Annotated in this window: 21 protein-coding genes and 1 pseudogene; 8 read left to right on the top strand and 14 right to left on the bottom strand. The window is 34.3% G+C overall.

What is annotated here, in order from left to right; translation table 11 throughout:
• Window positions 1-140: 140 nt before the first annotated feature.
• The 4 genes from FHP05_RS05885 to FHP05_RS05870 all read right to left on the bottom strand — a co-directional run bounded on the left by FHP05_RS05885 (window position 141) and on the right by FHP05_RS05870 (window position 6883).
• Window positions 141-2351 (bottom strand): DUF4129 domain-containing transglutaminase family protein, encoded by a 2211-nt coding sequence (locus FHP05_RS05885; RefSeq protein WP_147666322.1) that lies wholly within the window; start codon window positions 2349-2351, stop codon window positions 141-143.
• The gene (locus FHP05_RS05880; RefSeq protein WP_191126263.1) at window positions 2348-3619 is read right to left on the bottom strand and encodes a DUF58 domain-containing protein; all 1272 of its coding nucleotides are present in this window, start codon (window positions 3617-3619) and stop codon (window positions 2348-2350) included. The genes FHP05_RS05885 and FHP05_RS05880 overlap by 4 nt, the downstream gene beginning before the upstream one ends.
• A gap of 4 nt (window positions 3620-3623) precedes the next feature.
• Entirely contained in the window at window positions 3624-4580 is a 957-nt protein-coding gene (locus tag FHP05_RS05875) for an AAA family ATPase (protein WP_147666320.1), read from the bottom strand.
• Between the two features lie 806 nt (window positions 4581-5386).
• The gene (locus tag FHP05_RS05870) at window positions 5387-6883 is read right to left on the bottom strand and encodes an amidase (RefSeq protein WP_147666319.1); all 1497 of its coding nucleotides are present in this window, start codon (window positions 6881-6883) and stop codon (window positions 5387-5389) included.
• 427 nt (window positions 6884-7310) lie between these two features.
• Here FHP05_RS05870 and FHP05_RS05865 point away from each other — a divergent pair, with 427 nt between their 5' ends.
• Complete coding sequence (locus tag FHP05_RS05865) at window positions 7311-9125, top strand: peptide-binding protein (RefSeq protein ID WP_230973939.1); 1815 nt, start codon at window positions 7311-7313, stop codon at window positions 9123-9125.
• A gap of 225 nt (window positions 9126-9350) precedes the next feature.
• Entirely contained in the window at window positions 9351-9581 is a 231-nt protein-coding gene (locus tag FHP05_RS05860) for a glutaredoxin family protein (RefSeq protein WP_147666317.1), read from the top strand.
• A 104-nt stretch (window positions 9582-9685) separates the two neighbouring features.
• On the opposite strand, the gene FHP05_RS05855 is transcribed toward FHP05_RS05860, so the two are convergent.
• From FHP05_RS05855 to FHP05_RS05825, 7 genes are all read right to left on the bottom strand, one after another.
• Complete coding sequence (locus FHP05_RS05855) at window positions 9686-10681, bottom strand: SPFH domain-containing protein (protein ID WP_147666316.1); 996 nt, start codon at window positions 10679-10681, stop codon at window positions 9686-9688.
• A 45-nt stretch (window positions 10682-10726) separates the two neighbouring features.
• Window positions 10727-11485, bottom strand: a complete 759-nt coding sequence (locus tag FHP05_RS05850) for a TPM domain-containing protein (protein ID WP_147666315.1) — start codon at window positions 11483-11485, stop codon at window positions 10727-10729.
• Window positions 11479-12507: a TFIIB-type zinc ribbon-containing protein gene (locus FHP05_RS05845; protein WP_147666314.1), complete on the bottom strand. Its 1029-nt coding sequence runs from the start codon at window positions 12505-12507 to the stop codon at window positions 11479-11481. Before FHP05_RS05845 ends, FHP05_RS05850 begins: the two co-directional genes overlap by 7 nt.
• Window positions 12508-12595: 88 nt before the next feature.
• Window positions 12596-13273 carry a PspA/IM30 family protein gene (locus tag FHP05_RS05840; protein WP_147666313.1) on the bottom strand — a complete coding sequence of 226 codons (678 nt, stop codon included), beginning with the start codon at window positions 13271-13273 and terminating at the stop codon, window positions 12596-12598.
• Window positions 13274-13561: 288 nt separating this feature from the next.
• Window positions 13562-14362: an N-acetylmuramoyl-L-alanine amidase gene (locus FHP05_RS05835; protein ID WP_147666312.1), complete on the bottom strand. Its 801-nt coding sequence runs from the start codon at window positions 14360-14362 to the stop codon at window positions 13562-13564.
• A 16-nt stretch (window positions 14363-14378) separates the two neighbouring features.
• On the bottom strand, window positions 14379-14618 hold the full coding sequence (locus tag FHP05_RS05830; RefSeq protein WP_147666311.1) for a hypothetical protein: 240 nt from the start codon (window positions 14616-14618) through the stop codon (window positions 14379-14381).
• A 566-nt stretch (window positions 14619-15184) separates the two neighbouring features.
• On the bottom strand, window positions 15185-15886 hold the full coding sequence (locus FHP05_RS05825; protein WP_147666310.1) for a DUF421 domain-containing protein: 702 nt from the start codon (window positions 15884-15886) through the stop codon (window positions 15185-15187).
• 341 nt (window positions 15887-16227) lie between these two features.
• Between FHP05_RS05825 and FHP05_RS05820 the strand changes: the two genes are divergently transcribed.
• Complete coding sequence (locus tag FHP05_RS05820; protein WP_191126262.1) at window positions 16228-16683, top strand: DinB family protein; 456 nt, start codon at window positions 16228-16230, stop codon at window positions 16681-16683.
• A gap of 55 nt (window positions 16684-16738) precedes the next feature.
• Here the strand turns inward: FHP05_RS05820 and FHP05_RS05815 are convergent, their stop codons facing one another.
• Window positions 16739-18286, bottom strand: a complete 1548-nt coding sequence (locus FHP05_RS05815; protein ID WP_147666308.1) for a fatty acid--CoA ligase family protein — start codon at window positions 18284-18286, stop codon at window positions 16739-16741.
• A gap of 238 nt (window positions 18287-18524) precedes the next feature.
• Here FHP05_RS05815 and FHP05_RS05810 point away from each other — a divergent pair, with 238 nt between their 5' ends.
• The 5 genes and pseudogenes from FHP05_RS05810 to FHP05_RS05790 all read left to right on the top strand — a co-directional run bounded on the left by FHP05_RS05810 (window position 18525) and on the right by FHP05_RS05790 (window position 23368).
• A complete protein-coding gene (locus FHP05_RS05810) occupies window positions 18525-19151 on the top strand; it encodes an RraA family protein (protein ID WP_147666307.1) in 627 nt (208 codons plus the stop codon).
• Window positions 19152-19392: 241 nt separating this feature from the next.
• Entirely contained in the window at window positions 19393-19731 is a 339-nt protein-coding gene (gene ytxJ / locus FHP05_RS05805; protein WP_147666306.1) for a bacillithiol system redox-active protein YtxJ, read from the top strand.
• 70 nt (window positions 19732-19801) lie between these two features.
• Entirely contained in the window at window positions 19802-19972 is a 171-nt protein-coding gene (locus FHP05_RS05800) for a transposase (protein WP_147666305.1), read from the top strand.
• A gap of 633 nt (window positions 19973-20605) precedes the next feature.
• Window positions 20606-22102, top strand: coding sequence for a hypothetical protein (locus FHP05_RS05795; protein ID WP_147666304.1), 1497 nt, complete (start codon window positions 20606-20608; stop codon window positions 22100-22102).
• A 111-nt stretch (window positions 22103-22213) separates the two neighbouring features.
• Window positions 22214-23368: pseudogene (locus FHP05_RS05790) on the top strand (IS3 family transposase).
• A 277-nt stretch (window positions 23369-23645) separates the two neighbouring features.
• Here FHP05_RS05790 and FHP05_RS05785 read toward each other — a convergent pair.
• On the bottom strand, window positions 23646-24218 hold the full coding sequence (locus FHP05_RS05785; protein ID WP_147666303.1) for a hypothetical protein: 573 nt from the start codon (window positions 24216-24218) through the stop codon (window positions 23646-23648).
• A gap of 324 nt (window positions 24219-24542) precedes the next feature.
• Entirely contained in the window at window positions 24543-24719 is a 177-nt protein-coding gene (locus FHP05_RS05780) for a M20 family metallopeptidase (RefSeq protein WP_147666302.1), read from the bottom strand.
• Window positions 24720-24722: the final 3 nt, after the last annotated feature.

Below are 24722 nucleotides of genomic sequence, written 5' to 3'. Positions count from 1 at the left end.
CCTGAATCTCTTACTCATTTGATTCAGGTCAAACACGATAAAACAACTTGGAACTTAAAGGCGATATAAGATCTTACTTTCTTTCCAACTCGTAAGCTCTATATTTTATTATTTTATTTTACTAATTGAAAAAAGCTTGGTCAACCCATTATATGATTAATTAACTTTTTCGATAGTTGTGTGATTTCCTCTGGATGATGGATTACCTGTTCATTTCGGTAAAGAACTTGCTCATATAGGGTTGTTAATTGTTCCATTGCATCCGTATCATACCATAGATCTACCTGTTTCGCATACTCTCTTAATGTTTGCTGATTTTCCTTTTCTTTTCCTGTTTGTTTCAATAATTTTAATAGATGATGATATAGCTCCTGGAAGGTCTTTACATCTTGGTTATTTTCCCATTTCTTTTCAATATATTTAGTATGGATGGTTAGTCGCTTATAATACATAACAAACCCAATTATCATTACCATTAAAATAGGGATACTGAAGAGATATTTATTCTTCTTTCTAATCGGATCCTTTTTGTTTTCCTCTGATGATTCTTCCTTTTGTTCTGGAACAAATTCCTCTTTTTCCTCTAGCTGTTCGTCAATTTCTGTTTGTTCTGGAGTTTCTAATAAATCGTCAGTTTCCTCTAAATATTCTGCAGCATGAAAGTCTGCTAAGTTTGAAAAGCCTTGTGTTGGTTCAAATGGAATCCAGCCAATCTTAGGAAAATATACCTCGACCCAAGAGTGAGCATTCATATTTGTCACTTGAAAAACAGAATAAATCTCATCATCTTTTGTGACAGTATCTACTTTTTCTCCACCTGTGAAACCTTTAACCCAACGAGAAGGGATTCCCAATGAACGTAACATGACAACCATTGAAGTAGAATAATTATCACAATAACCTTTTTTCGTATCAAATAAAAATTGATCAACATAATCTTGTTCTTCATCTGGGACTGGAATATTGCTCGTCTGATATATAAAACCATTTTGATTAAAATACTGTTCCACAGCCTTTATTTTGTCATAATAACTTTCATATTCCGTAGTTATTTCAGTTGCTAATTCTCGAACACGAGAAGGGATATTATCTGGTAATTGTGTATTTTGACTGATGAAACCAGAGTCTAGTGGTGCACTTTCAGCAAACTCCTTTAAACGTGTATCATCTTGTAGGAGTTCATATGGGTAAGATGGATGGTCATACTTTAATTGGTATTTATTAATTCCCTCTTTTTCATTTTCCTTTTCCACACGAATCGCATCTGATCCATCTTCAAAAAAATGCACTCCTGCTTCATCTGGCACAACTTCTTTTACACCATATGGATATATTAATTTAGGAATATTTGTATCCTCTTCCATTTCTATTTCTACTTCTAGAGGCCTTGCTTCCACATACATTTTATCAAAAGTTGAAAACCGTACCTTTCCATCAACGAGTTCATCTTCTGGGGTGGCTGTCTTCTTCCAACCCTTTCCAGTATAAACATCTTTTGTTTCTACACGCCAATACTGCTCCTCTTTAGCAATGGCTTGAAAAACCGGTGTATAGTCCTCTTCAAAAGAACCACCCAATCGTGTATCATCTTCCCCTAAACCTACCTTTTTAATTACTTTGTCTTTTCCATTAAAACCAGTCACTTCTATTAAATAGGGAACTGGATCATCCCAACTTGCTTCCCACTTTGGGGCAAAATACCCGATAACAGCTGAAAAAGTAATGAATAGAAAAAGAGGGAGTATCCACATCCATTTACTATTACAAGCGTTCGAGAAGTTTATTTGTTCCCTTTTTAATTCTTTCGCAAGATGGGACATCCCTAAAGCAAACAGGGAGAAGGCAAAAATTCGCACCATTGCAAAGCCAGCATCATATGGTGTAAATGTATCCAGTACACCCACATAAACAAATGTTAAAATAATAAACAGAAATAAATGTTTCAAATGAACAAACCAGTAATAGATGAAATGACTCATTAACCATATCAATAGTAAAAAAAGAAAACTTCTAAATAATGGTGTAAAGTAGGACCAATCTTGATTAAAAATTAATGTGAAATGATAAAACAATTCCTCCACCAGTTGGATAAACCAAGTAATGGATAAAAGTGGCCCCTCGAAAAACAAGTGGTGCATGATAAGAATTGCCCCAATTCCTTTCAGGGTAAAGCTAATAATAAAAGGGAGGCGAATTAATGTGATTCCAAAACAAAAAGCAGTATAGATGAAAAATATATACATTTGAGCTGTATCCGTTATTTGTTTAACTGGATATAACCACTCTAAAAACAAGAAAAATCCAAACACATATAAAATAGAGGTGTACCATCTTGGTGTTTCTACATTCATATACCCACCTCCAACGCTTTCCTTTTCATCAATGTTTGCTCTGTTACGACATAAACACGGACATGTTGAATAGAAAGTATTTGAATGATGTCCTGAACTTCTTTCGTTCGCTCCTTCTCAGGAAGAATAAGAAAGACATACGCTTGTTTAAAATGTCCTTTGAACTTTTTCCAAACCTCTATATCATTCAGATGAATATTACGTAATACAAAGAAGATGATTCTTTGTTTGGAAATAGAAAATATGTTTTTCTGCAATATTTCTAAAAAGGAATATTTTTCTTCCTTTTCTAGTTGAACACTTGCAAGGTATTGATACACATCACCTATTTGATGATGATTTCTATGCAATGAAAATCGTAAAGTCTCTTTTCCAATGGATAAAAAATCGACATTTGTTTCTCCCTTTTCCAAAAATGTATCAATTAAGGAAAGGCTTATCTCAACTGCTCCTTCAAATGCGAGCATATTTTTACTAGTACAAGCATCTAAAATAATACTAATATCCATATTTTTTTCTTGTTCAAATTCCTTTGTCATTACTTTCTGCTTTTTTGCTGATTGTTTCCAATCAATCCATGATAGTTTATCACCTGGTAGATATTCACGTATCTCTGTAGCAATATTAGACTGATGGTGGCCCCTTTGATGGGAATTTATCTGTCCATTCTCTAGAAGAGGAGCAGCGTTTGTCCAGAGAATTTCCCGCTTATTTGGAAAAACGAGTAATGAATGGTGAACTGAGAAATGATGTTCTTTGTGAGTAAAACCAAATAAATCACTTGTACGAATGCGAATCTTTTCTAAATGATGTCTGCCACGGGGTAATTGTTCTAATTCATATGTCGCTCGTATGGTTCTTTTAAATAATGGAAAGAGAAGCATTTTTGGCTTCCGGTTTCCTTTTAGTTTTTCTGGTCTTTCCATTAATACGTATTTTTCAACTCCTGAATCAAACCATTGCAATGAATTAGGAATCACTTCTTCTATTACACAAAAAAATAACGGGAATGGAAAGCGTCGTTTAAATGTAATTTCTACCGTAATTGATTCTCCCGCACGGCTTGTTTGATTAGATAATCTTCTTGATACCTTCCAAAACCGAAGTGGATAAATAAGGAATAAAATTTGATATAGAAGAATTGGTAAAAAACTATAGAATAAAAACCAACTTGTAAATCCACCTTGAAACATGGCATAAGCGAATAAACTGATGGTTAGAATAACGATAAATACCAATTGAATGAAAAAACTCATCCTTTTCTTCATGATTTTACTCTCCCCTACGAATCGGAATATACGTATCATCGATGAGAGATTTGATTACTTCTTCCTTTGTCTTTCCTTCATATGTTGCTTCTGAATGTAAAATAATTCGGTGGGACATCACATATGGAGCTAAATATTTTATATCATCTGGCAAAACAAAATCTCGGCTTTTTATATATGCATATGCCTTAGCAGCACGCATTAAGGCAATAGAAGCCCGTGGACTAACACCAAGGAAAATATCTGGATGTTTTCTCGATTCTCTTACAAGATTAACGATATATTGCTGCATCGTATCATCTATATAAACTTCCATAACTTCTTCTTGAAGTACTAATAAATCATCTTTAGAAATAACTGGTTCAATGGAATCGACTGGATGGCTTTGTGATGTTCTATGAAGCATCCTCAATTCGTCTTCAAAGGAAGGATAACCCATACGTAGCTTAAATAAAAAACGATCTAATTGTGCTTCTGGTAATGGATACGTTCCTTCATATTCAATTGGATTTTGTGTTGCCATAACAAAAAATGGCTGCTCTAATGGCAATGTTTGGCCATCTACCGTAACTTTCTTTTCTTCCATCCCTTCTAATAAAGCGGATTGTGTCTTTGGAGACGTTCGATTAATTTCATCTGCAAGCACAATACTTCCAAAAATAGGTCCTGCTCGAAACTCAAACTCCATCTCTTTCGGATTGTAAATAGAAACACCTGTTACATCAGAAGGTAATAAATCTGGGGTGAATTGAATGCGCTTAAAATCACAGTCCAGTGATTTCGCTAATGTACGGACAAGCATTGTCTTTCCAACTCCTGGTACATCTTCGAGTAAAACATGTCCACCAGCCAACAATGCTGTCAAACTTAATACTACCACTTCCTCTTTCCCGACAATTACTTTTTCTATATTATCAATAACTTGCGCTATCTTTTTATGATAAAGAATAGTATCTTGCATTACATCAATCCTTTCACTTATCACTCGCTTTCTTTAACTATACTAGAATAACCTTACTAGTTAAAGAGAGTCTACCTCTAGTATTTACTGACAATGTGATATATATACTACTATTAAAAAAACTCCCTTAAGGGGGACGCCATCATCCTTAGGGAGGTTTTTTATATAACTACTTTTTTCGCGTTTCTATGATTCTTGGGAACGATTACGATTAGCACCTATTCATGACCGCTTTTCGGATTCCGACGAGTCTCGGGCACGATTAGCTCCTATTCGTGACCACTTTTCGGATTCTGGCGATTCTCGGGCACGATTAGCTCCTATTCGTGACCACTTTTCGAATTCCGGTGATTCTCGGGCACGATTACCATCTATTCGTGACCACTTTTCGGATTCCAGCGAGTCCAGGGCACGATTAGCTCCTATTCGTGACCACTTTTCGGATTCCAGCGAGTCCAGGGCACGATTAGCTCCTATTCGTGACCACTTTTCAGATTCCAGCGAGTCCAGGGCACGATTAGCTCCTATTCGTGACCACCTTTCGGATTACGGCAATTCTCGGGCACGATTACCACCTATTCGTGACCACCTTTCGGATTACGGCAATTCTCGGGCACGATTACTAGCTATTCGTGACTATTTTTCAGATTACAGCGATTCTCGGGCATGATCACTACCTATTCGTGACCGATTTTCAGATTCCAGCGATTCTTGGGCACGATTAGCATATGTGGACTTAATCGTTTCGTTGATTTATAGACTTGATGACAAGTCTTTGTAGAATGGAGTTTTTCTCCATATTCTATTTAGAAATATGGATTTCCTTTCATTCCTTGCCAGAGTTCTGTTTGTTCAATTTGATAGGCTAATTGTAGGAGTTCGTGTTCTTTTCCCTTTCTAGCCATAAACTGCACTCCAATTGGTAGTCCTTCTTCAGACAAATGAATAGGTACACTCATCGCAGGTTGGCCGGTTAAATTAGCTAATTGTGTAAATGGAGTATATGTCAAACTAGGTAAAAACATATCCCAAATGATTTCTTGCTTTTTCAATGGGGCACTTGTTTCCATTTGCTCCCTTAATTCAAGCTGCTTTTCTTTGGAATGGGTTAATTCGCCAACTTTAGGTGCTGTATCAGCAGTTGCTGGTGTTAAATAGAGGTCATATGTCTCATGAAACTTGGCCATCTCTGCTGCTGCAATATCCCAAGATGCTAGACTACTAGAAAATTCAGCCGCAGAAACTGTTTTTCCTGCTTGATTCAATAGCCATGTCTCAATTTCTACATCATCATGTGTAATGGAACGACCTAGTATTTTCTCTAGTTGAGAAACAAGCGAAGAAATTTCCCCACTATTCATCAAATAATAATTTCTCATTAATTGGATTCCGTCTACTGGATTTTCCACCTTTTCTACATAATGACCTTCATCTTCCAACCATTCCACCATTTTTTTCATTGCTTGTTTAGCACTTTCAGATACAGGTGTATGAACAGGAGATTCGGTTGAAAACCCTATTTTTAGTTTCCGCTTAAACGAACGTTTGATTACGTCTCGAAAAGACCCGAGATATAAAGGAGTTTGAAATGCTGCTTCCGGTTGAACAACTTGCAATACATCAAGCATTGCAGCACTATCTCGAACAGAACGACTTAGAACAAAATCAATGGATGCACCATGCCATTGTCTTCCTACACCAGGTCCAACTGGAGTCCTTCCACGGGTTGGCTTTAATCCAAATAAACTAGTAAATGATGCTGGTATTCGAATGGAACCTCCCCCATCACTTGCACCTGCTATTGGGACAATTCCAGAAGCAATAGCTGCAGCTGCCCCACCACTTGAGCCCCCTGAAGAGTAATCTCTGTTCCAGGGATTCCTTGTTGGACCATAATGTTCGGGTTCTGTAATATTTTTTAAACCAAACTCTGGTGTATTTGTATGACCTGTAAAAATGACACCCGATTTACGAATTCTATGAACAAAATGGGAATCTTGTTTCGCAATATTTGATTGGAATAACTTTGATCCAGATGTTATCTTTTCTCCTTTTATCGCTTGTGAAATGTCCTTCATTAATATAGGCACACCTGAAAATAGTTCTTCCTGCTTTATTTCCTTTTCCTTCGCTTCTTGAAGTGCTCTTTCTTTTCGTTCTTGGACTACGGCATTTAATGCTGGATTTACCTTTTCTAATTGTGCATAACTTAATTCCACAAGTTCTTTTGTGCTAATTTCCTTTTTCTGAACCAGTTTTTTCATCTCTGTGGCATCTAGTGAAACATATTCTTTTAAATCCAACTGTCTCCCTCCTCTTTTCCTTAACCGTATCATAACACATAAAAAGCGTATACATAGACAAGGACAGGCATATGAAATGATTTTTTGCATACATATTTACAAATACTCTATCGTTCTGTTTGAAAGAAGGTGCTCCGATGACAAAGCCTTTATTAGAAGTTACGGATTAAGAACATATGTTTATTTAGATGATAATAGAGTAGCCAAAACAGTTGGTGATATTCTTTTGCTAAAAAAACTATTAATTGTTAAGACTCGATATGTCCATTCAAGTACAAATTGTAAACGTAATAACAGATTTATAGGATGAATTCAGTACATATGAAGAATAGTGTATTTTGATCACTAGTCATAAAAGATTAAAATATTATTCATCTCTAAAAGAAACAAAGTAATGCCTAAACATCATATACGAGGGGGTAACATGATGAAACAGCAATATAAGTACGGAATCATGTTTTTCCTTATTCTCTTTTTGACATGTGTCGTTCTTGTTGCTTGTAATAATGATAAAGGAGAAGAAGAAAAGCCTAATGAATCTACTGAACAGAAGAAAGATAACCCAAAGAAAAAGGATGATAAACCAAAAGCAGGTGGTACAGTAGTTGGTGGGATGCATGCAGCACCAAGTGGTATGTTCAATCCTATTTTTTATGAAGAAACATATGAAGCAAATATTATTGACTTTGTTTACGAAGGATTAGTTGTACAAGACGAAAACTTAGAATTTATGCCACATCTTGCAAAGGAATGGGAAGCAAATGATGATCAAACAGAAATCACATTTAAACTAGTGGAAGGCGTAAAATGGCATGATGGGGAGTTTTTCACAGCACATGATGTTGTTTTTACCTACAAATCCATGGCTGATCCAGACTACATCTCTAGTGGTGGGATTCGAATTGATTATGTAGAACCACTAAAAGGATATGAGGCATATAATTCTGGTAATACGAAGGAGTTTAAAGGTGTTGTTGCAGAAGATGATCATACGGTAACCTTTCATTTTGAAAAACCAAATGTCAATCCACTTTATACAGCTAGCTTTCCTATTATTCCGAAGCATATTTTTAAAGACGTAGAAGTAAGCGAAATGCCAAAACATCCAGGCTCACTTGAACCAGAAGAATTAATTGGCACAGGACCATTTCAATTTACGAATATGGTCGAACGCGAAGAATATGTATTAGAAAAATTCACTGATTACTGGCAGGATGAACCATATTTAGATAAAATCATTTGGAAAATATCCGACCAAGCTGATATGACGGAACTATTGCAAACAGGTAAAATAGATTTTATTTCAGAACCAAACGGCATAGCCCCGGTTGATTATGAGACAGTAAAGAGCTTCCCTAATATTAAGATTATCGAGCAACCGGATTTTAGTTACCAATTATTAGGATTTAAACATAATCATCGAACAACAGAGGATGTAGGGAATGGACTATTAGAACCAGATAATTGGAAGCCTAACGACAAATTAGCAAACCCTAAAGTTCGACAAGCCATTGCCTATGCAATTAACCGTCAGGAATTAATTGGAGAAGGACCAAATGAAGGGCTACTAAACGGACGAGGTGAAATCATTCACTCACCCATCGCCATGCAAATGTGGGCCTATGATGATAAAGCTACTGTAGATTATGATTTTAATCCGAAAAAGGCAAAAGAAATGTTAGATGAGCTTGGATATAAAGAGGAATCTGATGGTTTCCGAACAGATCCAGATGGAAATGAATGGGTTCTAAATATGGACTATCCAACAGGAAATGAACTTCGCGAACAAATCGCTCCACTTGTGAAGGAAATGCTTGAAAATGTTGGCATCAAAATTAATTTAAGAAAACCAAAAGAAATGTCAGTGTATGTAGAAGATTTAACGAACGATGATTCAGATTGGGATCTTTATTTACTAGGTTTGAATTTAAGAACAACTGACCCAGACCCTTCTGGATTTTGGTCAACACGTGCTCCATATAATTTCTCCCGTTGGAATAATCCGGAATCAGATAAACTTATTAAAAAAGCATTAAAAACACCAGAAGCCTTTGAACTAGACTTTAGAAAGGAAGTTTATGAAGAATGGCAAAAGCTATTTTCAAAAGATTTACCAGCACTTTTACTCTTTGCAGAGAATAAGCTTTGGGCATATAATGAGCGAATACAAAACATTACACCCTTGCCTCGAACCATGTTTAGAGACTCCCATCTATGGTGGGTTACAGATGCTGAAGAATAATAATATTTGATTAAAAATGCGGGTCAAAAAGATTCCTCTTTAAACAAAGAAAAGTTACTATAAACAGCTCTAATTGATTTGTTGTATTGCTAAAACACATTCATTGACTTTTTACCTTTTTCTTTTTATTATACTTATAGGGGTATATGGAACGAACCATTTTTTCATGTATATTTTGTAAAAAATCCCCATTTAATATATCAATATATCTTAGGAGGAAAAGCGATGAATAACGTAACTGTTTATACGACAAACACATGTCCATATTGCACGATGGTAAAAAATTTCCTAGACGATAAAAATATTTCTTATAAAGAAGTAAATGTCGAAAAGTCACCAGAAAAAATGATGGAAATTATGCAAAAAACAGGTCAAATGGGTGTGCCACAAACAGAAGTTAACGGACAATGGGTTGTAGGCTTTGACCCGAATAGCATTATGGCTGCAATGAGATAATTATTTTACCGACATCAAAACGCCTTATATATTAAAAACGCCTTGATTCAGATGGTTCCCCTACTCCATCTGAATCAAGGCGTTACTTATAAAGTCTTTAAATACTAGCCAAGTTTCTCCCCACAGTTAGGACAGAAATTTGCTCCACTATTTTTCTCACCACAATTTGGACAAAAATTTGGTTTTTTTCCAGTTGAAGAAGATGTACTTGTTGCATTGGCCTCTTCATTTTCATTTAGGTCGTTCGATGGTGCTGACTGATTCATGTTTTTCATCATTTCATTGGCAACATTCATTCCCAACATCATTCCAGCCATATCAGATGCAGCGCCACCACCTTTTACTTTACCAGAAGCAATCCCATCAGTCATTTCTACTTGTTGATAACGATTCAAGTCTCCAATCATTCCATGTGAGGCGGTTTTAGTTATTTTATCTTGGATTTCCTTTGGATAATTAAAACTCATAATCTGGAAACCAGTAATCGACATTCCCAAATCAAAAATTTGCATATCCAAATCTTCTTGAATCCCTTTACTAATCTCAAAGCTATTCGCCTGAAGATTAAACATATCTTTACCTTCTTTTGTAATCCACTTCATAAGCAGCTGATCAAGAATCGAGGTAATTCGTATTTTAACATCTTCTACAAGATATTGACTCTTCACTCCGGCCACTTTATCGATTAATGTGACATAATCATTTACCTTAAATTGAAAAGTTCCATTTGCACGAATTGGCATGCCACCAGGTAGTTGTGGGGTTGGAATATTAATGGCATTTCTTGTTCCCCACTTCACTGTAAATTCCTTTGTATTCACAAAGAGAACTTCTACTCGCATTCCTGAGTTAAATCCGAATTTAAAGCCTTTTAAAGTAGAGAGAAATGGAATAATTTCTGAATCGATATTATATTCGCCCTCATCTTCAAAAATCCCTTCGATTCTACCATGATTATAAAAAATTGCATCTTGCCCAGAGCGAATGATTAATTTAGAACCTTTCTTAATTTCTTTATTTCCCCATTTCCAAAAAATCATATCATCGCGAAATTCTTCCCATTCCACAACATCTGAAAATTGATTTCGGAAAAAAGCCATATCGTATCGATCCTTTCTATTTAGTCATATTTAAAATCTAGTATTTTAAAATCCCCTTGAACCACCACTATGTGAATGGCCACCACTTGTTACTCCACCACCGGATCCTCCAGAACCACCATTATTCTTCGACTTGCGACGTTTTGTCACTGTTTTTCTTAAATAAACATCTCTTCTTTTTAAAATACGTGAATCTTTTGCATTCATATACGTACGTTCGTTTACCGTTACCTTACCACCGGAATTTCGAATCATTATCCACAGAACAAAACCGGCTAAACCCAAAGCAATAACTACTTGATATTGCCATTTAAATATAAACAGTTCTGGATCAACGCCAGGCCGAATTCCCATATATTCATCAGAAATTTGAAGAAACGTTTCAAATGCTTCAAAATAATTTTCATTTGCTATTTGTGGTTGCACTTTATCAAGAATATGTTCAATTCTAGTATTATCGATGTACTCTTTCGCTTTGTAAAAACCAGCTATATAAATTTCTCGATCCTTCATATCAACTGTTATAATTGCGACATTTCCACCATCAAATTGTTCATCATAAAAATCCTGGGTATATTTTTTGAAACCTTTTCCTTTCGTATCATTTGTCGTTAAGATAACAAATTTCGTATCATGCTCTTCTTCATATTGAGTGGCAAGGGCTTTTAATTGTTCTATCTCTTTAGTTGATAATAAATTTGCATCATCATAAACATGCTGTTCGGCACTTGCAAAAACCCCATTTAGAGGAATTAATAAAAGTAGGAGCAACATCACAAGAAACAGATAAATTCTTTTTACCATATACCGCCACCTACTATCCACTGAATCAACTTTAAAGAGACGAAAGTACTTCCGGCAATTCCACTAAACCAGGCAGCTACTTTCCCATAACTAATTGGCGGTTTTCCAACCACTTTTCCTGTTTGTCCATTCATCGCAAATGTATGCTCTTGTTGGTCATAATCATAATAAACCATCCAAACAGGCAGGAGGACATAATAGCTATTTTTTTGTTGTGTGTCAATATCCTTATTTTTATAACGAACAGAAGAATAGCCAGCGATAGTTGAATGGACGTAAGAATCAATAAAGTTTCTTACCTTGGATTTCACACGTGGAAATAATTCCTTATCATCATAATTATACTTTTCCGCAATATATCCTGCTAAATATGGTGTCTTAAATGTTTTCAAATCATTATAATGATATGGTTCTAGCTTATCCATCAATTCATCATTCATTTTTTCGGAAGCATCTACTGGAATCTTCTTATAATGTAAATCAATGTCACGATAAACATCATAATACTTTGTCTCTGTATAAATATAGTCGCCTCTAGAATAGGTTCTTACCTTTGTTCCAACAGCTTCTACTTTTGCATCTGCATATAAATCATACAACCAAAACGGAACATAAAGTCCAGTGATTGATTTAATTCGATTAGCGGTCATAAAGCCTTTTGGTGTAAGGCGACCATTTTTACACCATTTTTTAAACGCTTCTCTTGCTTCTTCTTTACTAATGGAAAACGGAATGACCTTTACTGGTGCTAACACACCTGATAACCGATCACTTAAGACAACACCTGCACCACAAAAGCTGCAAGTTGTTGCTGCTGTATCTTTTTCAGTAATAATCACCGCTCCACAGTTTTCACAATGGTATTCTTTTGCCTCTTCTTCTGAAAACATCTTTGAAATATATTCTTCGGAAAATGTTTCAATATCGTCTTTCCTTCCACAACTATGGCATGATAGTTTACCAGATTCAGCATCGAAGGCCATATCATCGCCGCAGTTCGGACATTTATAATGAATGACCATTATAATCCTCCTTTTTCTTACAATCTAGCATTCGAAATAAAAGCTGTAGCCTTAGCTACAGCTTTTAGATGGTAAATGATTTCATTAGTTAATCTTCACTTTTTAATTGTGCCTTTAATGCAGCTAATTCATCATCTACAGTAACACTCGAAGAATATTTGTCTGTTAAATCAGCGATATCATCCTGAGGAGCTTTATTTAACTCTGCCATTGCTTTTGCTTCATCTAACTGTTTATTTACTTTATCTTCCATTCTATCAAATGCGGAGATAGACTTGTTCGCACCTGTTACAGAAGCACCCATTTTATTCATTCGCTCTTGTGTTTTAGCAACTGCGGCCTTTCCTTTAATCATTGACTGACGAGACTCTAATTCTTTAATATCACCAACTAATTTATCATGCATTTGTCTCATTTGTGTTGCATTAGAGCTTGCCAATTCATATGCTTGATGCAATTGGGTTTCTTTTTCTGTTAAAGTAGCCTTTCTTTCTAAAAACTTTCTTGCATCTGCCTCGTTTTCTGCTTCCAATGCTTTTAAAGCATACTTTTGCATTTTATCTACATCTGCTTTACACTCATCCCATGCACGCTTTGCTCTTTTTTCTTCTGCCATGACAGAGGCCGTCTCTGACTTTACTTTTCCTAAATCTTTGTTTAAATTTCTTAAATATTGATCAATCATTTTCTCCGGGTCTTCTGCTTTGTCTAATAATGCATTAATATTACTTGCCATAATGTCTTTGAATCTTGTAAGAATACTCATCAAACAACATCCTTTCGTTTTTTTTTTAGGTATATGTAAAATTCTCTATCATTATGAAAAATCCAATGCTTTATTCCTCATTAAGATTTTTCTGATATTTCATACATACCATATGTAGAGAAAATGGTCAATTCTTTTCGAGACTTTTACATCACCTTAAACCTTATGAATCATATAGTATATATACGAATGAATATGTAAATGGTTTCATCTTTTTTGAAATAATAACCAAAAAAAGAACGGCAAATACTTTTTAATAAGAAGTACTTGCCGTTCTTGTTTATTATTTTAATGCTTAACAACATCGATAAAAGCATCAAATCCTTCCTTTTTTAATAAAGCCACTTGCTTATCTGCGTTTTCTCTTTCTTTAAACGAACCCACTACTACTCGATAATAGGTGGATCCACCCTTTTTGAAAATATCAATAAAACTTTGAAACCCTTTTTCTTTTAATCTATTCACCCGTTCATCAACAAATTTTCGTTCTTTAAAAGAGCCTGCGACAACTCGATAATAGGTCGCTGTATTATTTGAAGCAGACTTTTTTGGTAAATTAAATGCTTCTGCGAGTCCAAGTGCATGACCACGAGCAATCTTTTCTAAAAAGGAATCTTGTTTTAATAATTGTGCATCTTCATTCCTATCAATAAAACCATTTTCCGTTAAAACGGCTGGCATAGCTGATTCGCGTACCATATGAAAATTGGCTTCTTTTTTACCTCGATTATAAAAATCGGTTTGTTTTACAATTTGATTATGAAGTGTTCTTCGCAAGCGATTCGTTTGCTCTTTTCCTTTATAATTACCATTGTAGGTGTATGACTCAAAACCAGTTCCACCACCCGCATTTATATGGATAGAGATTAAATAATCGGCTAACCAGTTATTTGCTAAATTTGTTCGTTCTATTAAAGAAATGGTCTGATCCGTCGTTCGTGACATTTGGATGGTATGTCCTTCATATTCCTTTTGGAGAATATCTCTTAGTTTAAGTGCAATTTGTAATGTGATATTTTTCTCTTGTAGTCCATTTGCACTTGCACCAGGATCTGTTCCACCATGACCAGGATCGATAAAAATCTTCAAATTATCCTCTCCCTCTTTATTTTTCCATCATATTTTTCGTACCTGAATATAATCCAGAAGCAGATAAACCTAATACAATTCCAATAATAATACCCCCTTTTAAATCACCTGGGCTAATATAGAATACCCCTCCACCGATTCCTAGTAACAAGGAAACAAGCGGAAGAAATTTCTTAGGGAGACCTGCCACTTTAAACACTTGAACTAGCCCTGTGATAAGCGGAACGAAAGCAACATCATATAAATTGAAATACATTTATCTCACCTCTTTTGTATAATACTTTATCGCAGATTAACTGGCTGTAAGACCTCCACTTCAGGAATTCGAGATACTCAAAAAATTATAAGTAGAGGTTCAACAGCCAGTAAAGGCCCGATTCGTTCAACTAACAATCAGTGGGAGATGAAGAAAACTCCCACTGATTGAAGTTTCACTTTATGCAGCTCTTGTCCTTCCTGGAAAGGCAACTCTCCCTTCACTATTAAAATCGAAACAAATGACTAGAAAGGGGCAAAGGTTATATAATTTTCAGTTGATTAGAATGAAGTAAACTCCATTCATACGATAATACTAAAGCTTGTTCATCGAATATAATTAAAGTTTATTAGGAAGACGAGGATTTTATTAATGCAAATGGGAATAAAATTGTAGAGGCTTTCAATATAATTGCATAAAAAATGTTGATTAAGATGCAATCATCTGCAAATCAAAAAAGAGAACCATCATTTGATAGTTCTACTTTAATCAATGCTTTTTCACGCAAAATAATTAACAGCTTTTAAGACTGATGAACAAATCAGTATAGCCCTTTCTGTTCTTTATTAATTTGTTAATTCTTGGTACTTGTCTATGAATAATGACCCATCTTTTTGTAATTCCACATAAAATATTTCACTCAACTGCAAGTTTTGTGATTTCAACTGACTTTTTAACCAATTGGATGTAATTCCAGCTTCTTTTAGATTTTTTTCAATGATTTCACCTTCAACCACTAACTCCATCGGTATGTACATTGGCTGGATAGTAAATATTTTCTGATCTTTTTTTGTAACAGGTTGTACATCCTCTTTGAGCATGATACTTAGTTGTCCATTCGGTTCAAAAATGGCATTTTCTACATCTTTTACAGAAAAAACTTGTTGTTCTCGCAAAAGCATTGTTAAATCATCCATATTAATTTGAGCTTTTTTTAGTTCATTTTCTAAAATTTCCCCCTTTTTAATGACAATCACAGGCTGTCCATCAATTACTGTTCTGGCTCTTCTCGATTTCATGCCAATATAAGCAGTCAAAATGGTTAAAAGCGACCACCATATTAAACTTACAAGACCATTTAAAAAGGGGGTTTTGGATTCACTAGCAATATCCCCTGCAATGGAACCAAGGGCAATTCCTGTAATATAATTAAAAAATGTCAATTGACTTAATTGTTTTCTCCCCATTAGACGTGTCATTAATAATAAAACTAAAAAAGAAAGAGTCGCACGAAGTATCATCTCAAAAAAGTCTAACTCACCAAACATAATATTGGCATCTCCTTTTAAATATATTGATATTATGTTCCCCACAATTAAGTGCAGTATGTATAATGAGCTTTGATAGTGTGATTATGGTGAATAAATAGATCATAGAAGTGGCTAAATTAGTGAACAGTAACAGACCACTTTAGAATGCTCGACTTTTAGATAGTAATTAAGCAAAAATATTGTTTATATTATTGATTCTAGATATGATATATTTATAATAATTTTCATATCGGTATATTCCGATATGCAGATTTGCAATTTTACATCCTTCTTATTATATTGTGCATAGGTACAATTCAATAATGAAAAAAGGAAACATCCAGATAGGAGAGATTTCAATGGAATCTTTACAAATGTTTGCATATTCACGTACATCAGTATTAATCGCTTTACAAAATATTAATGAGAGTAAATGGGATAATCAACCATCTTCTTTTCCAAATACGATTCGTTGGAATGCGGGCCATATGTATATTACGGCAGAAGTTTTTTTAAATAAAGCAGATCCCAATTACACGGTGATGCATCCAGAATGGGAAAAGTTATTTATTGATGGGACAAGTCATTTAAAATGGTTGGAAGAACCACCTACTAAGGAAGAAATCATTCATGCCTTAGAAAAACAAAAGGAACGTATATTAACGTACTCATCAGCTGATTTAAATAAAGACGCATCAGAAACGCAGGTTTTTCATGCATTATCATTACATACAGTTGAAGCAGCTTTACAATTCGTTACCTGGCATGACGGACTCCATCTCGGCATTCTTAAATCGATGGAAAAAACATGCTGAAGATAATTAAAAGGCTAGCTCAAACATACTTGAGCTAGCCTACCATTGTTTATTTTTACTGCTGTTTTAACATCATATCTTTTAAAGAACGGCGTAATATTTTTCCAGTAGTATTTTTTGGTAATTCGTCTGTAAAATGAACTTCTGTTGGTAATTTATATTTTGCAAGATGCTTTGAACAGAAATTAATCATTTGCTGTTCATCTATTTTACTATCATCTTTCAAAACAATATGAGCGCTTACTGCTTCACCAAAACTCTTATCAGGTACTCCAATTACAGCACATTCCACAACATCTGGATGTTTATATATTACTTCTTCTACTTCCCGTGGATAGACATTATATCCCCCTACGATAATCATATCCTTTTTACGATCAACAATATAAAAATAACCATTTTCATCTTGCTTTGCCATATCCCCTGTATATAACCATCCATCTTTAAGAGTGGCATTTGTTTCCTCTGGCATTTTGTAATAGCCTTTCATCACATTGGGACCTCTAACAACAAGCTCTCCAATCTCACCTCTTGGAACTTCATTGCCCGTCACATCAACCACTTTATTTTCCACATTAACAATAGTCGTTCCAATTGAACCTGGCACACGCTCACGGTCTATTGGATTAAAACATGTAACAGGTGATGCTTCAGATAATCCATACCCTTCTAAAATCCGTGTATTAAACTTCTCCTCGAAATTGTGTAAAAGAGCAACCGGAAGTGAAGAACCACCAGAAATCGAAAGACGAATGGATTTATAATCTTCCTTCTTTCCACCTTCATATTGATAAAGAAAATTATACATAGTTGGAACACCAGCAAATATCGTTGCCTTTCGTTCTCGAATCGTATAAAAAACCACTTTCGGACTAAATCGTGGTAGAAGCAATACAACAGCACCTTGTAATAATGGTGCATTCACAACAACTGTCAAGGCAAAAACGTGAAAAATCGGAAGAGTAGCTACGACGCGGTCATCAGATGACATTTTTAAATAGGTACCTACATCCCGAGCATTGGAATAAATATTTTTATGTGTTAACATAGCACCTTTCGGTTGGCCTAATGTACCAGATGTATACAATATGATAGCGTTATCATTTTCGTCCAGATTTTCTAATTGTATCACTGGTTCCCCTCTTTGAATTATATCTCGAAAAAATAAAGGTACATCATCCAATTGCATACATTGCCTAACCTTTTCTTCGTCTGTTTCACAAATGATTACTGTTTCTATATTAGGAAATAACATTTCTTTCTTTTCTAGTAGTGGAGATAATTGGTCAAGTGCAACCATAACTTTCGCATCACTATTTCGCACAATAAACGAAATCTCATTAGGTGTATACGTTGGATTAATAGGTACAACAACCGCTCCTAAGCGCCAGCTTGCATATAAGGTAATGATGAAATGTGGTGTATTTCCTACCAATAAAGCAATGTGATCTCCCTTTTTTACACCATTTTGTTTTAAAGCACCTGCAAATTTGGACACAGATTGTTCGAAATACCCGTATGTATATTGCTCATTCATAAATTCGTAAGCAACTTGTTCGGGGTATTTTTTTGCTCTTTCATGGACGGATTGTGCTAAATTCATTTTTATTCTCCTCCTTTTTAAAAAATGAATGAACATTCATTCTTTTTCTGTAATTATACATAATATTCATCAATTACACAAATTTTTCATATTATAAACGGAGCTTATAGCCCTTTAGGTAAAAAAATACTACTTAAAACGTGACAAGTATCACCAAATATTTCGTAATAAAAATCTTGCAATTTGAAATATTAACAATTTATAATGGTAGTAAATAAATATTAGGAGGAATTAAAAAATGGATTCTATTATACAACAATTCAGAATGATTCCAACAACAGCTGTCTCTGATGCATTAAAAGGAATGAACAATCTAGAAGGTACCATCAAACCATTAAAAGAAGAATACAAAATTGCTGGGAGAGCATATACAGTGAAGCTTCCAGTTGGTGATAATGTGATGCTACTAAAATCGTTAAAAGAAGCAAAACCTGGTGATATACTAGTTGTCGATTCAAAGGGAGATACATATCGCGCGATTGCTGGTGATTTTGTTGTTGGCATGATGAAAACATTGGAGCTAGGGGGGCTTGTCGTTGATGGGGTCATCCGCGATATAATAGATATTAAAAAATTAAATTTCCCTGTTTTTTCAAAAGGAACAACCGTATCATCAGGCGGGAAAAATGGACCTGGTGAAACAAACGTACCAATTTCCTGTGGCGGTGTTTCTGTTCATCCTGGCGATATCGTTGTCGGTGATGTTGACGGAGTTGTAATCGTACCTAAAGAACAAGCAGAAGACGTGTTGAAAAGAGCAAAAGAAAAAATGACAAAAGATGATGCACGTGAGGAGAAGATCTCTGGAAATAAAGAGGAAATCTATAAATATATTGATAAGATGATAGCGAAAAGTAGCAGATAGACATTCACACCTTTTAAAGGGATTATTTCATCATTGTTTAAACTTTCCTATACTTTCTACCATATAGCATATTTCTATATGTGAAAATATGATTTAGTTTAATAAAATAACCATCATCATTGTATTTAATGGCCTCCTCCAATATATATATCAACATTTTGAAATCTCATCGTTCTTGACGTAATATGAAGCTAGGTGATTATCCTACATACAATTATTTACTTAAGGGAGGACGATAAAAATGGAATGGAAAGAAATTACGAAGATTGAAGAATGGGATGAGATTTTAAATAAATCAACCGATAAAGATCAAATTATTCTTAAGCACAGTACGACGTGCCCAGTAAGTACGAATGCCTTAGATGAATATAATGCATATTTAAAAGAACATCCAAATGAAGATATCGATTATACGTTAGTAAAGGTCAGAGAATCTCGTCCTGTTTCAAATAAAATTGAGGCAGACTTAGGAGTCAAACACGAATCACCACAAATCATTTATATAAAAGACAAAAAAAGTTATTGGTCTGCTACACATTGGTCTGTTACAAAAGCTCATATGAAGGCAGTCATTGATTAAAGTAGAGTATTAAAATGTATACTGCACCCCAAAAGTTAGAATGAAACAATAACTTTTGGGGTGTTTTTATATGGCTAAATATAGTTATGAATTTAAATTAAAAATTATAAAAGGATATCCTGGAAATTCTTTGGGATATAAGTTGTTGGCAAAGAAATATGATATCCCAAATAAGTCACCAATTGATAGATGGGTAGTGCATATAAAGCATGCTAAAAAAAGCTCACGAATAATATTGTAATTAATACTAAATTTTTTTCTCATTTTTTCACCTTTTTTATTTTTTTAATAGTATTTCATCTGGGTATAAGAAATGCACTTCTTATTGAAGAGTAGTCACAGGAGAGTGCCAAAGGTATTTATATTAATTGTACTACTTAGAAATTTAAGTGATTCATTTGAACAACTAAATTACTTAAAGAAAAGCCAAAACTTACAAGAAAAACTATTCAATCATTTGATGGTGAAACGTTTCGTCATCATATTTGCGCCTGGAACACCAAATTATTCCGACTCCCTAGGTTTATTCCTAATTTCCAGCTGATTAATTACTTAATATTTCATTCAAAAATGAACAATCTTACTTTCAATTCCATTACCACCCATATTTTTCCAACCCTATCCGAGTACAGACTATTAATCCATAGTGTAAAAGTTGCGAGTTTCTGTGGTAGATAAATAGGCAATAGGACCAATATAAAGAATTATTTATAAATTTAATTGTCGTATTTTTCATTTATCCCGATATGTTTGCATACATGTATTTATTAAGTTACGATTATGGTTATAATAAAAAATTCTTAATATTTAAATAAAAAATTAGATTTACCTCGCTTTTTTGATGAACAAAATTAAGTATAGGAGATTGATAAAATTGTTACGAAGATGTATATGGACTACAATACTTTGTACATTAATTGTACTATCTGGATGTGTAAGCTCGGAAGAAAAAGAATTGGGTGAATATGTAGATGGGTTGAAAAGTGGTTTAGGTGAAGACTTCAAAGTTGATGAATATATGGAGGAATATGTTAATTTAATTTTCGATTCTGAACCAGATAAGGCATTGGAAATACTAAATGATAAAGTTATCCCAGAACACAAAGAAATTGTAAATAAATTTAAAAATACGGACTTTAAAAATGAAAATATCATTGATTTAAATGAGCAATTGATAGTTATTTTACAACTAGATTTAGATAAGCAGTCTACCATTAAAGATATTTTTGAAGAAGTGATGAAAAGTGCCTATGAAGGAAACATAGAAGAAATAGACCTTAATGACGGCGTAGAATCACTACATAAAATAAACGAAGAAATACACACAGCAGTGAATGCTTTTGAAGATAAAGCGAGGAAGCTATCCGAAAAATATAATTCTATAACTATAGATGAAGAGGCCTTTCAAAACATAGACGTATCAGAATTAAACGAAGGTAATAATCAATTAATAATGCAATTCGTTGAAGTTGTCGCGGGGAAGGACTTGAACGTACCTGCGGAAGATGTTGCAGAACATGAAGAAGATAGTAGCGATTCTATTCAAATTGATAATTTTTTAAATGATCAAAGCAATCCTCAAGTGGTATTTGATGCGGAGGTGAAAATAGATGGCACTTTCTCTTTAGTTGGAAAGTCAAACCTTATCAAAGGATCTACTGTTATTTTACAATCCTACCATTATGGATCTGAAAATCCTTATTTAAAAGAAGAAATACAGGTTGATGAGAAAGGTGATTTTGAACTTACTTTAGATATTAATGAAGAGGATCTTAATGGTGATCCACTCACATTACAATTATCTTATCAACCGGATAAAGAAAATACGGAATCACAAGAATTATATGGTTCTGAAGGAGAAAAAATAGAAGGTCCATTTAAACACAAATTTACAAGTATCAAACGTACTCGCCATGGTGCGTTCACGTATGCATATATAGAATTTAAAAATGGAGAGAAAGCAAAATTTGGTATAAATAACTGGGAAGTGCCTGATGATTATGGCGACTTAGAAGTATGGATGGAAAAAGAAAAGATTGAAACGAAAGATCATTATTATGACATTACAATGAAAAGTAATTTGAACGAGCTAACGGGCATTAAAGCGGAAATCGAAGTACCCGGATATGAAGCAGCAGGTTATACGAGCAGAACAACTGTCATGCCTGATGGGACATTTCGTTTCCAAATTCCCCGACCTGATGTTGACAGTGAAGACGTAATCGTAATTATTGAAGCTACAAGTGACATGGCAATTGAAACAGAAGAACTTTATGGGGAACATGGTGAAAATTTTAAAGGTGATTTAGTAGAAAAAACAAAGCGAGGACAAAAAATCGTATATGAGCTTTCTTTGGGAGATAATAAATAAATTTCATCTAATTTACAATGCTTATGAGAGACTGGGTAGTGATGCTAGTATAGTTTCATGGACACATCTAAGTTAAATTTTATACAATGAATTTCAAGGAGGATGTGTCCGATGAATACAAGAAATAACGGTAAACGGTATAACGATGATTTTAAAAAGATGATTGTTGATCTTTATCAATCTGGAAGTTCTGTAAAAGATTTAAGCAGCGAGTATGGCGTATCTGGTGTAACTATCTATAAGTGGATTAAAGATTTAACTCCGATTGAAGGATCTAATGGCAAGGAGATTACTCCAAAAGAAGTAGATGCCATTCAAAAAGAAAACCTTCGCTAGAAACAGGAGCTTGAAATCTTAAAAAGGGCTATGGCCATATTCGCTCGAAAGTAAGTGACTCAGAATTAACTGAATTTATTACAGAACATAAAGATGATTATCCCATTCGTACGATGTGCGAAACCCTTGATATACCTAAAAGTACCTACTACCAATCTTTGAATAAAACAGGATCGAATCGTAATCGTAAGAACCGTGAATTCACAGAAAAGATTATTCAGATTCATGAAGAAAGTAAGAAACGATATGGTGCACCTAAGATACATGAAATCCTTGAAAAGCAAGGTCATAAAATCAGCTTAAAGCAAGTTCAACGCTTGATGAAAAAAGCTGGTATCCGATCCATCATCGTTAAAAAGTTCCGTCCGACACCTAGTAAAGAAAAGGTTAAAGAACGAAAAAATATTATTAACAGAGACTTTACTACGACTACGATCAACCAAAAATGGGTTGGCGATATCACGTATATTCACACGCTTCGTGATGGCTGGTGTTACCTTGCATCTGTATTAGATTTGCATTCAAGAAAAGTTATAGGGTATTCATTTGGACGTTCAATGACGACTGAACTGGTTGAAAAAGCTTTAGAAAACGCTTATGTCACACAGAAACCTAAGAATGGCGTCATCTTCCATTGTGATTTGGGTTCACAATACACAAGTGATTCCTTTGCAGAAAAGATTCAGATATAAGATGAGACACTCCTTCAGTCATAAGGGAAGCCCCTATGACAATGCTTGTATTGAGTCTTTTCATGCGATTTTAAAGAAAGAAGAAGTAAATCACGTACAATACTTAGATTTCAACGCTGCGAGATTAGAGTTATTTAAATATATTGAAGGCTGGTATAATCGTAAAAGAATACATGGCAGTATTGGCTTTCTGACCCCACAAGAGATGGAAGATTTAGCGTTCAATCAAGCAGCATAACCGCACAACATACCATTAGAGCACGGCTTTACTTGGAGAGGTGGGTGTGGTAGGCTTTTGCCTGGCGAAATGTGGTTCACTAACTTTTCGTCTTTCGCAAATTACCACGCACACAGAGGCTCCATGTCAAGCCTTCACATATATATTCAAATAAGCTTCAAAGCACAACTAAAAAACTAACTTAAATGTGTCCTAAATATTGACGTAGATCCAAATAAAACTAAACTGTGTAAGTGGAAAGCATATGTCTCTCCCTTCACAGTTTAGTTGTTTTTGACTATTTAAAACTTCCCTGAACTACATATTCAAATTCAACATCATACCATATTTTTCTATTAATCTGAAGATCTGAGGGATCTGTATTCTTCCGTTTCCATTCCTTAGAAGGTAACTCAATCTCAATTTCCTTTTCCCCAATCTTTTCCTCTTTATAAATCGCGTAAATAATTAATTTACCTTTAAAATCTTTATCACTATAGTTCTTTACAATACTATCGACCGATGCATTGTTTCCACGACCGTATTTTCCCGCAGCTTTCCCGTAGCTACCTGTTGTAAATATTTGTGCAAGTATATTTTCAGTTGAATTTTCTTCAATGTTCTGCTCATTTTCTATATCTTCAAATTGCGTATCTAATTTATTGGTATTTAATTTAACTTCAAAGAGTAAAGCTGAAAGAGTTACAGTTATAATAAATGAACTCAGTCCAACGAGAATAATACTTGAGATGGCCCAAGTTTTTATAAATGAAGTTTTTTTTATTAAGCGAAAAATTAATGCGATTATTGGAGTAATAAATATTATAATTAAAAAGGCAAATATAATATTAGTAATAAGTATCTCTTTCATAGAAATACCTCCCTCCCTCTATATACTTTAAATATCTTTCATTTTCTCTTGTTTTCTCACATTTAAAAAGGCCTCGCCATTTTCAATAATGCGAGACCCAGCTAGTTTTTATGGTCAAATACAACTATAAATATTTTCATAAACATAGTACGTCATACGCTAATCTTTTTCAACTGTTTTTTAAAATCGGTTATTACACACATTTTCATTCACATATATCTACTTAAATCCAGTTAACCAATAAATAATTGAATATGAACAAGGTATCATCCTATCAGGAGCCATATAATTCTGTATTAAGTAAATCCATAAATAAAATGATTACTAATCATTATTAGATTTACTTACTCCATATTTTTCAACAGCTGCTCTTAGATGTTTAAATAATGCACTGTTTTTTGGAACATACATAGGCTGCTCTCTTTCTTTTATTTTTACACGAATCGAATCTCCAGCGTCCCAAATTCTTACCTCAGTATTCAAATATTTATGCTTTGACACTTT

Origin of the sequence: Cerasibacillus terrae, assembly GCF_008039555.1 — a bacterium.
Taxonomy (GTDB): Bacteria; Bacillota; Bacilli; order Bacillales; family Amphibacillaceae; genus Cerasibacillus; species Cerasibacillus terrae.
The sequence above is the reverse complement of the archived record's forward strand: the minus strand, read 5'-3'. Positions and strand labels throughout refer to the sequence as shown.

Excerpts from the sequence above, each read along its gene's own strand:
- FHP05_RS05885 (WP_147666322.1), bottom strand. The coding sequence starts at position 2,351 with ATGAATGTAGAAACACCAAGATGGTACACCTCTATTTTATATGTGTTT.
- FHP05_RS05880 (WP_191126263.1), bottom strand. The coding sequence starts at position 3,619 with ATGAAGAAAAGGATGAGTTTTTTCATTCAATTGGTATTTATCGTTATT.
- FHP05_RS05875 (WP_147666320.1), bottom strand. The coding sequence starts at position 4,580 with ATGCAAGATACTATTCTTTATCATAAAAAGATAGCGCAAGTTATTGAT.
- FHP05_RS05865 (WP_230973939.1), top strand. The coding sequence starts at position 7,311 with ATGAAACAGCAATATAAGTACGGAATCATGTTTTTCCTTATTCTCTTT.
- FHP05_RS05860 (WP_147666317.1), top strand. The coding sequence starts at position 9,351 with ATGAATAACGTAACTGTTTATACGACAAACACATGTCCATATTGCACG.
- FHP05_RS05855 (WP_147666316.1), bottom strand. The coding sequence starts at position 10,681 with ATGGCTTTTTTCCGAAATCAATTTTCAGATGTTGTGGAATGGGAAGAA.
- FHP05_RS05850 (WP_147666315.1), bottom strand. The coding sequence starts at position 11,485 with ATGGTAAAAAGAATTTATCTGTTTCTTGTGATGTTGCTCCTACTTTTA.
- FHP05_RS05845 (WP_147666314.1), bottom strand. The coding sequence starts at position 12,507 with ATGGTCATTCATTATAAATGTCCGAACTGCGGCGATGATATGGCCTTC.
- FHP05_RS05840 (WP_147666313.1), bottom strand. The coding sequence starts at position 13,273 with ATGAGTATTCTTACAAGATTCAAAGACATTATGGCAAGTAATATTAAT.
- FHP05_RS05830 (WP_147666311.1), bottom strand. The coding sequence starts at position 14,618 with ATGTATTTCAATTTATATGATGTTGCTTTCGTTCCGCTTATCACAGGG.
- FHP05_RS05825 (WP_147666310.1), bottom strand. The coding sequence starts at position 15,886 with ATGTTTGGTGAGTTAGACTTTTTTGAGATGATACTTCGTGCGACTCTT.
- FHP05_RS05820 (WP_191126262.1), top strand. The coding sequence starts at position 16,228 with ATGGAATCTTTACAAATGTTTGCATATTCACGTACATCAGTATTAATC.
- FHP05_RS05815 (WP_147666308.1), bottom strand. The coding sequence starts at position 18,286 with ATGAATTTAGCACAATCCGTCCATGAAAGAGCAAAAAAATACCCCGAA.
- FHP05_RS05810 (WP_147666307.1), top strand. The coding sequence starts at position 18,525 with ATGGATTCTATTATACAACAATTCAGAATGATTCCAACAACAGCTGTC.
- ytxJ (WP_147666306.1), top strand. The coding sequence starts at position 19,393 with ATGGAATGGAAAGAAATTACGAAGATTGAAGAATGGGATGAGATTTTA.
- FHP05_RS05800 (WP_147666305.1), top strand. The coding sequence starts at position 19,802 with ATGGCTAAATATAGTTATGAATTTAAATTAAAAATTATAAAAGGATAT.
- FHP05_RS05785 (WP_147666303.1), bottom strand. The coding sequence starts at position 24,218 with ATGAAAGAGATACTTATTACTAATATTATATTTGCCTTTTTAATTATA.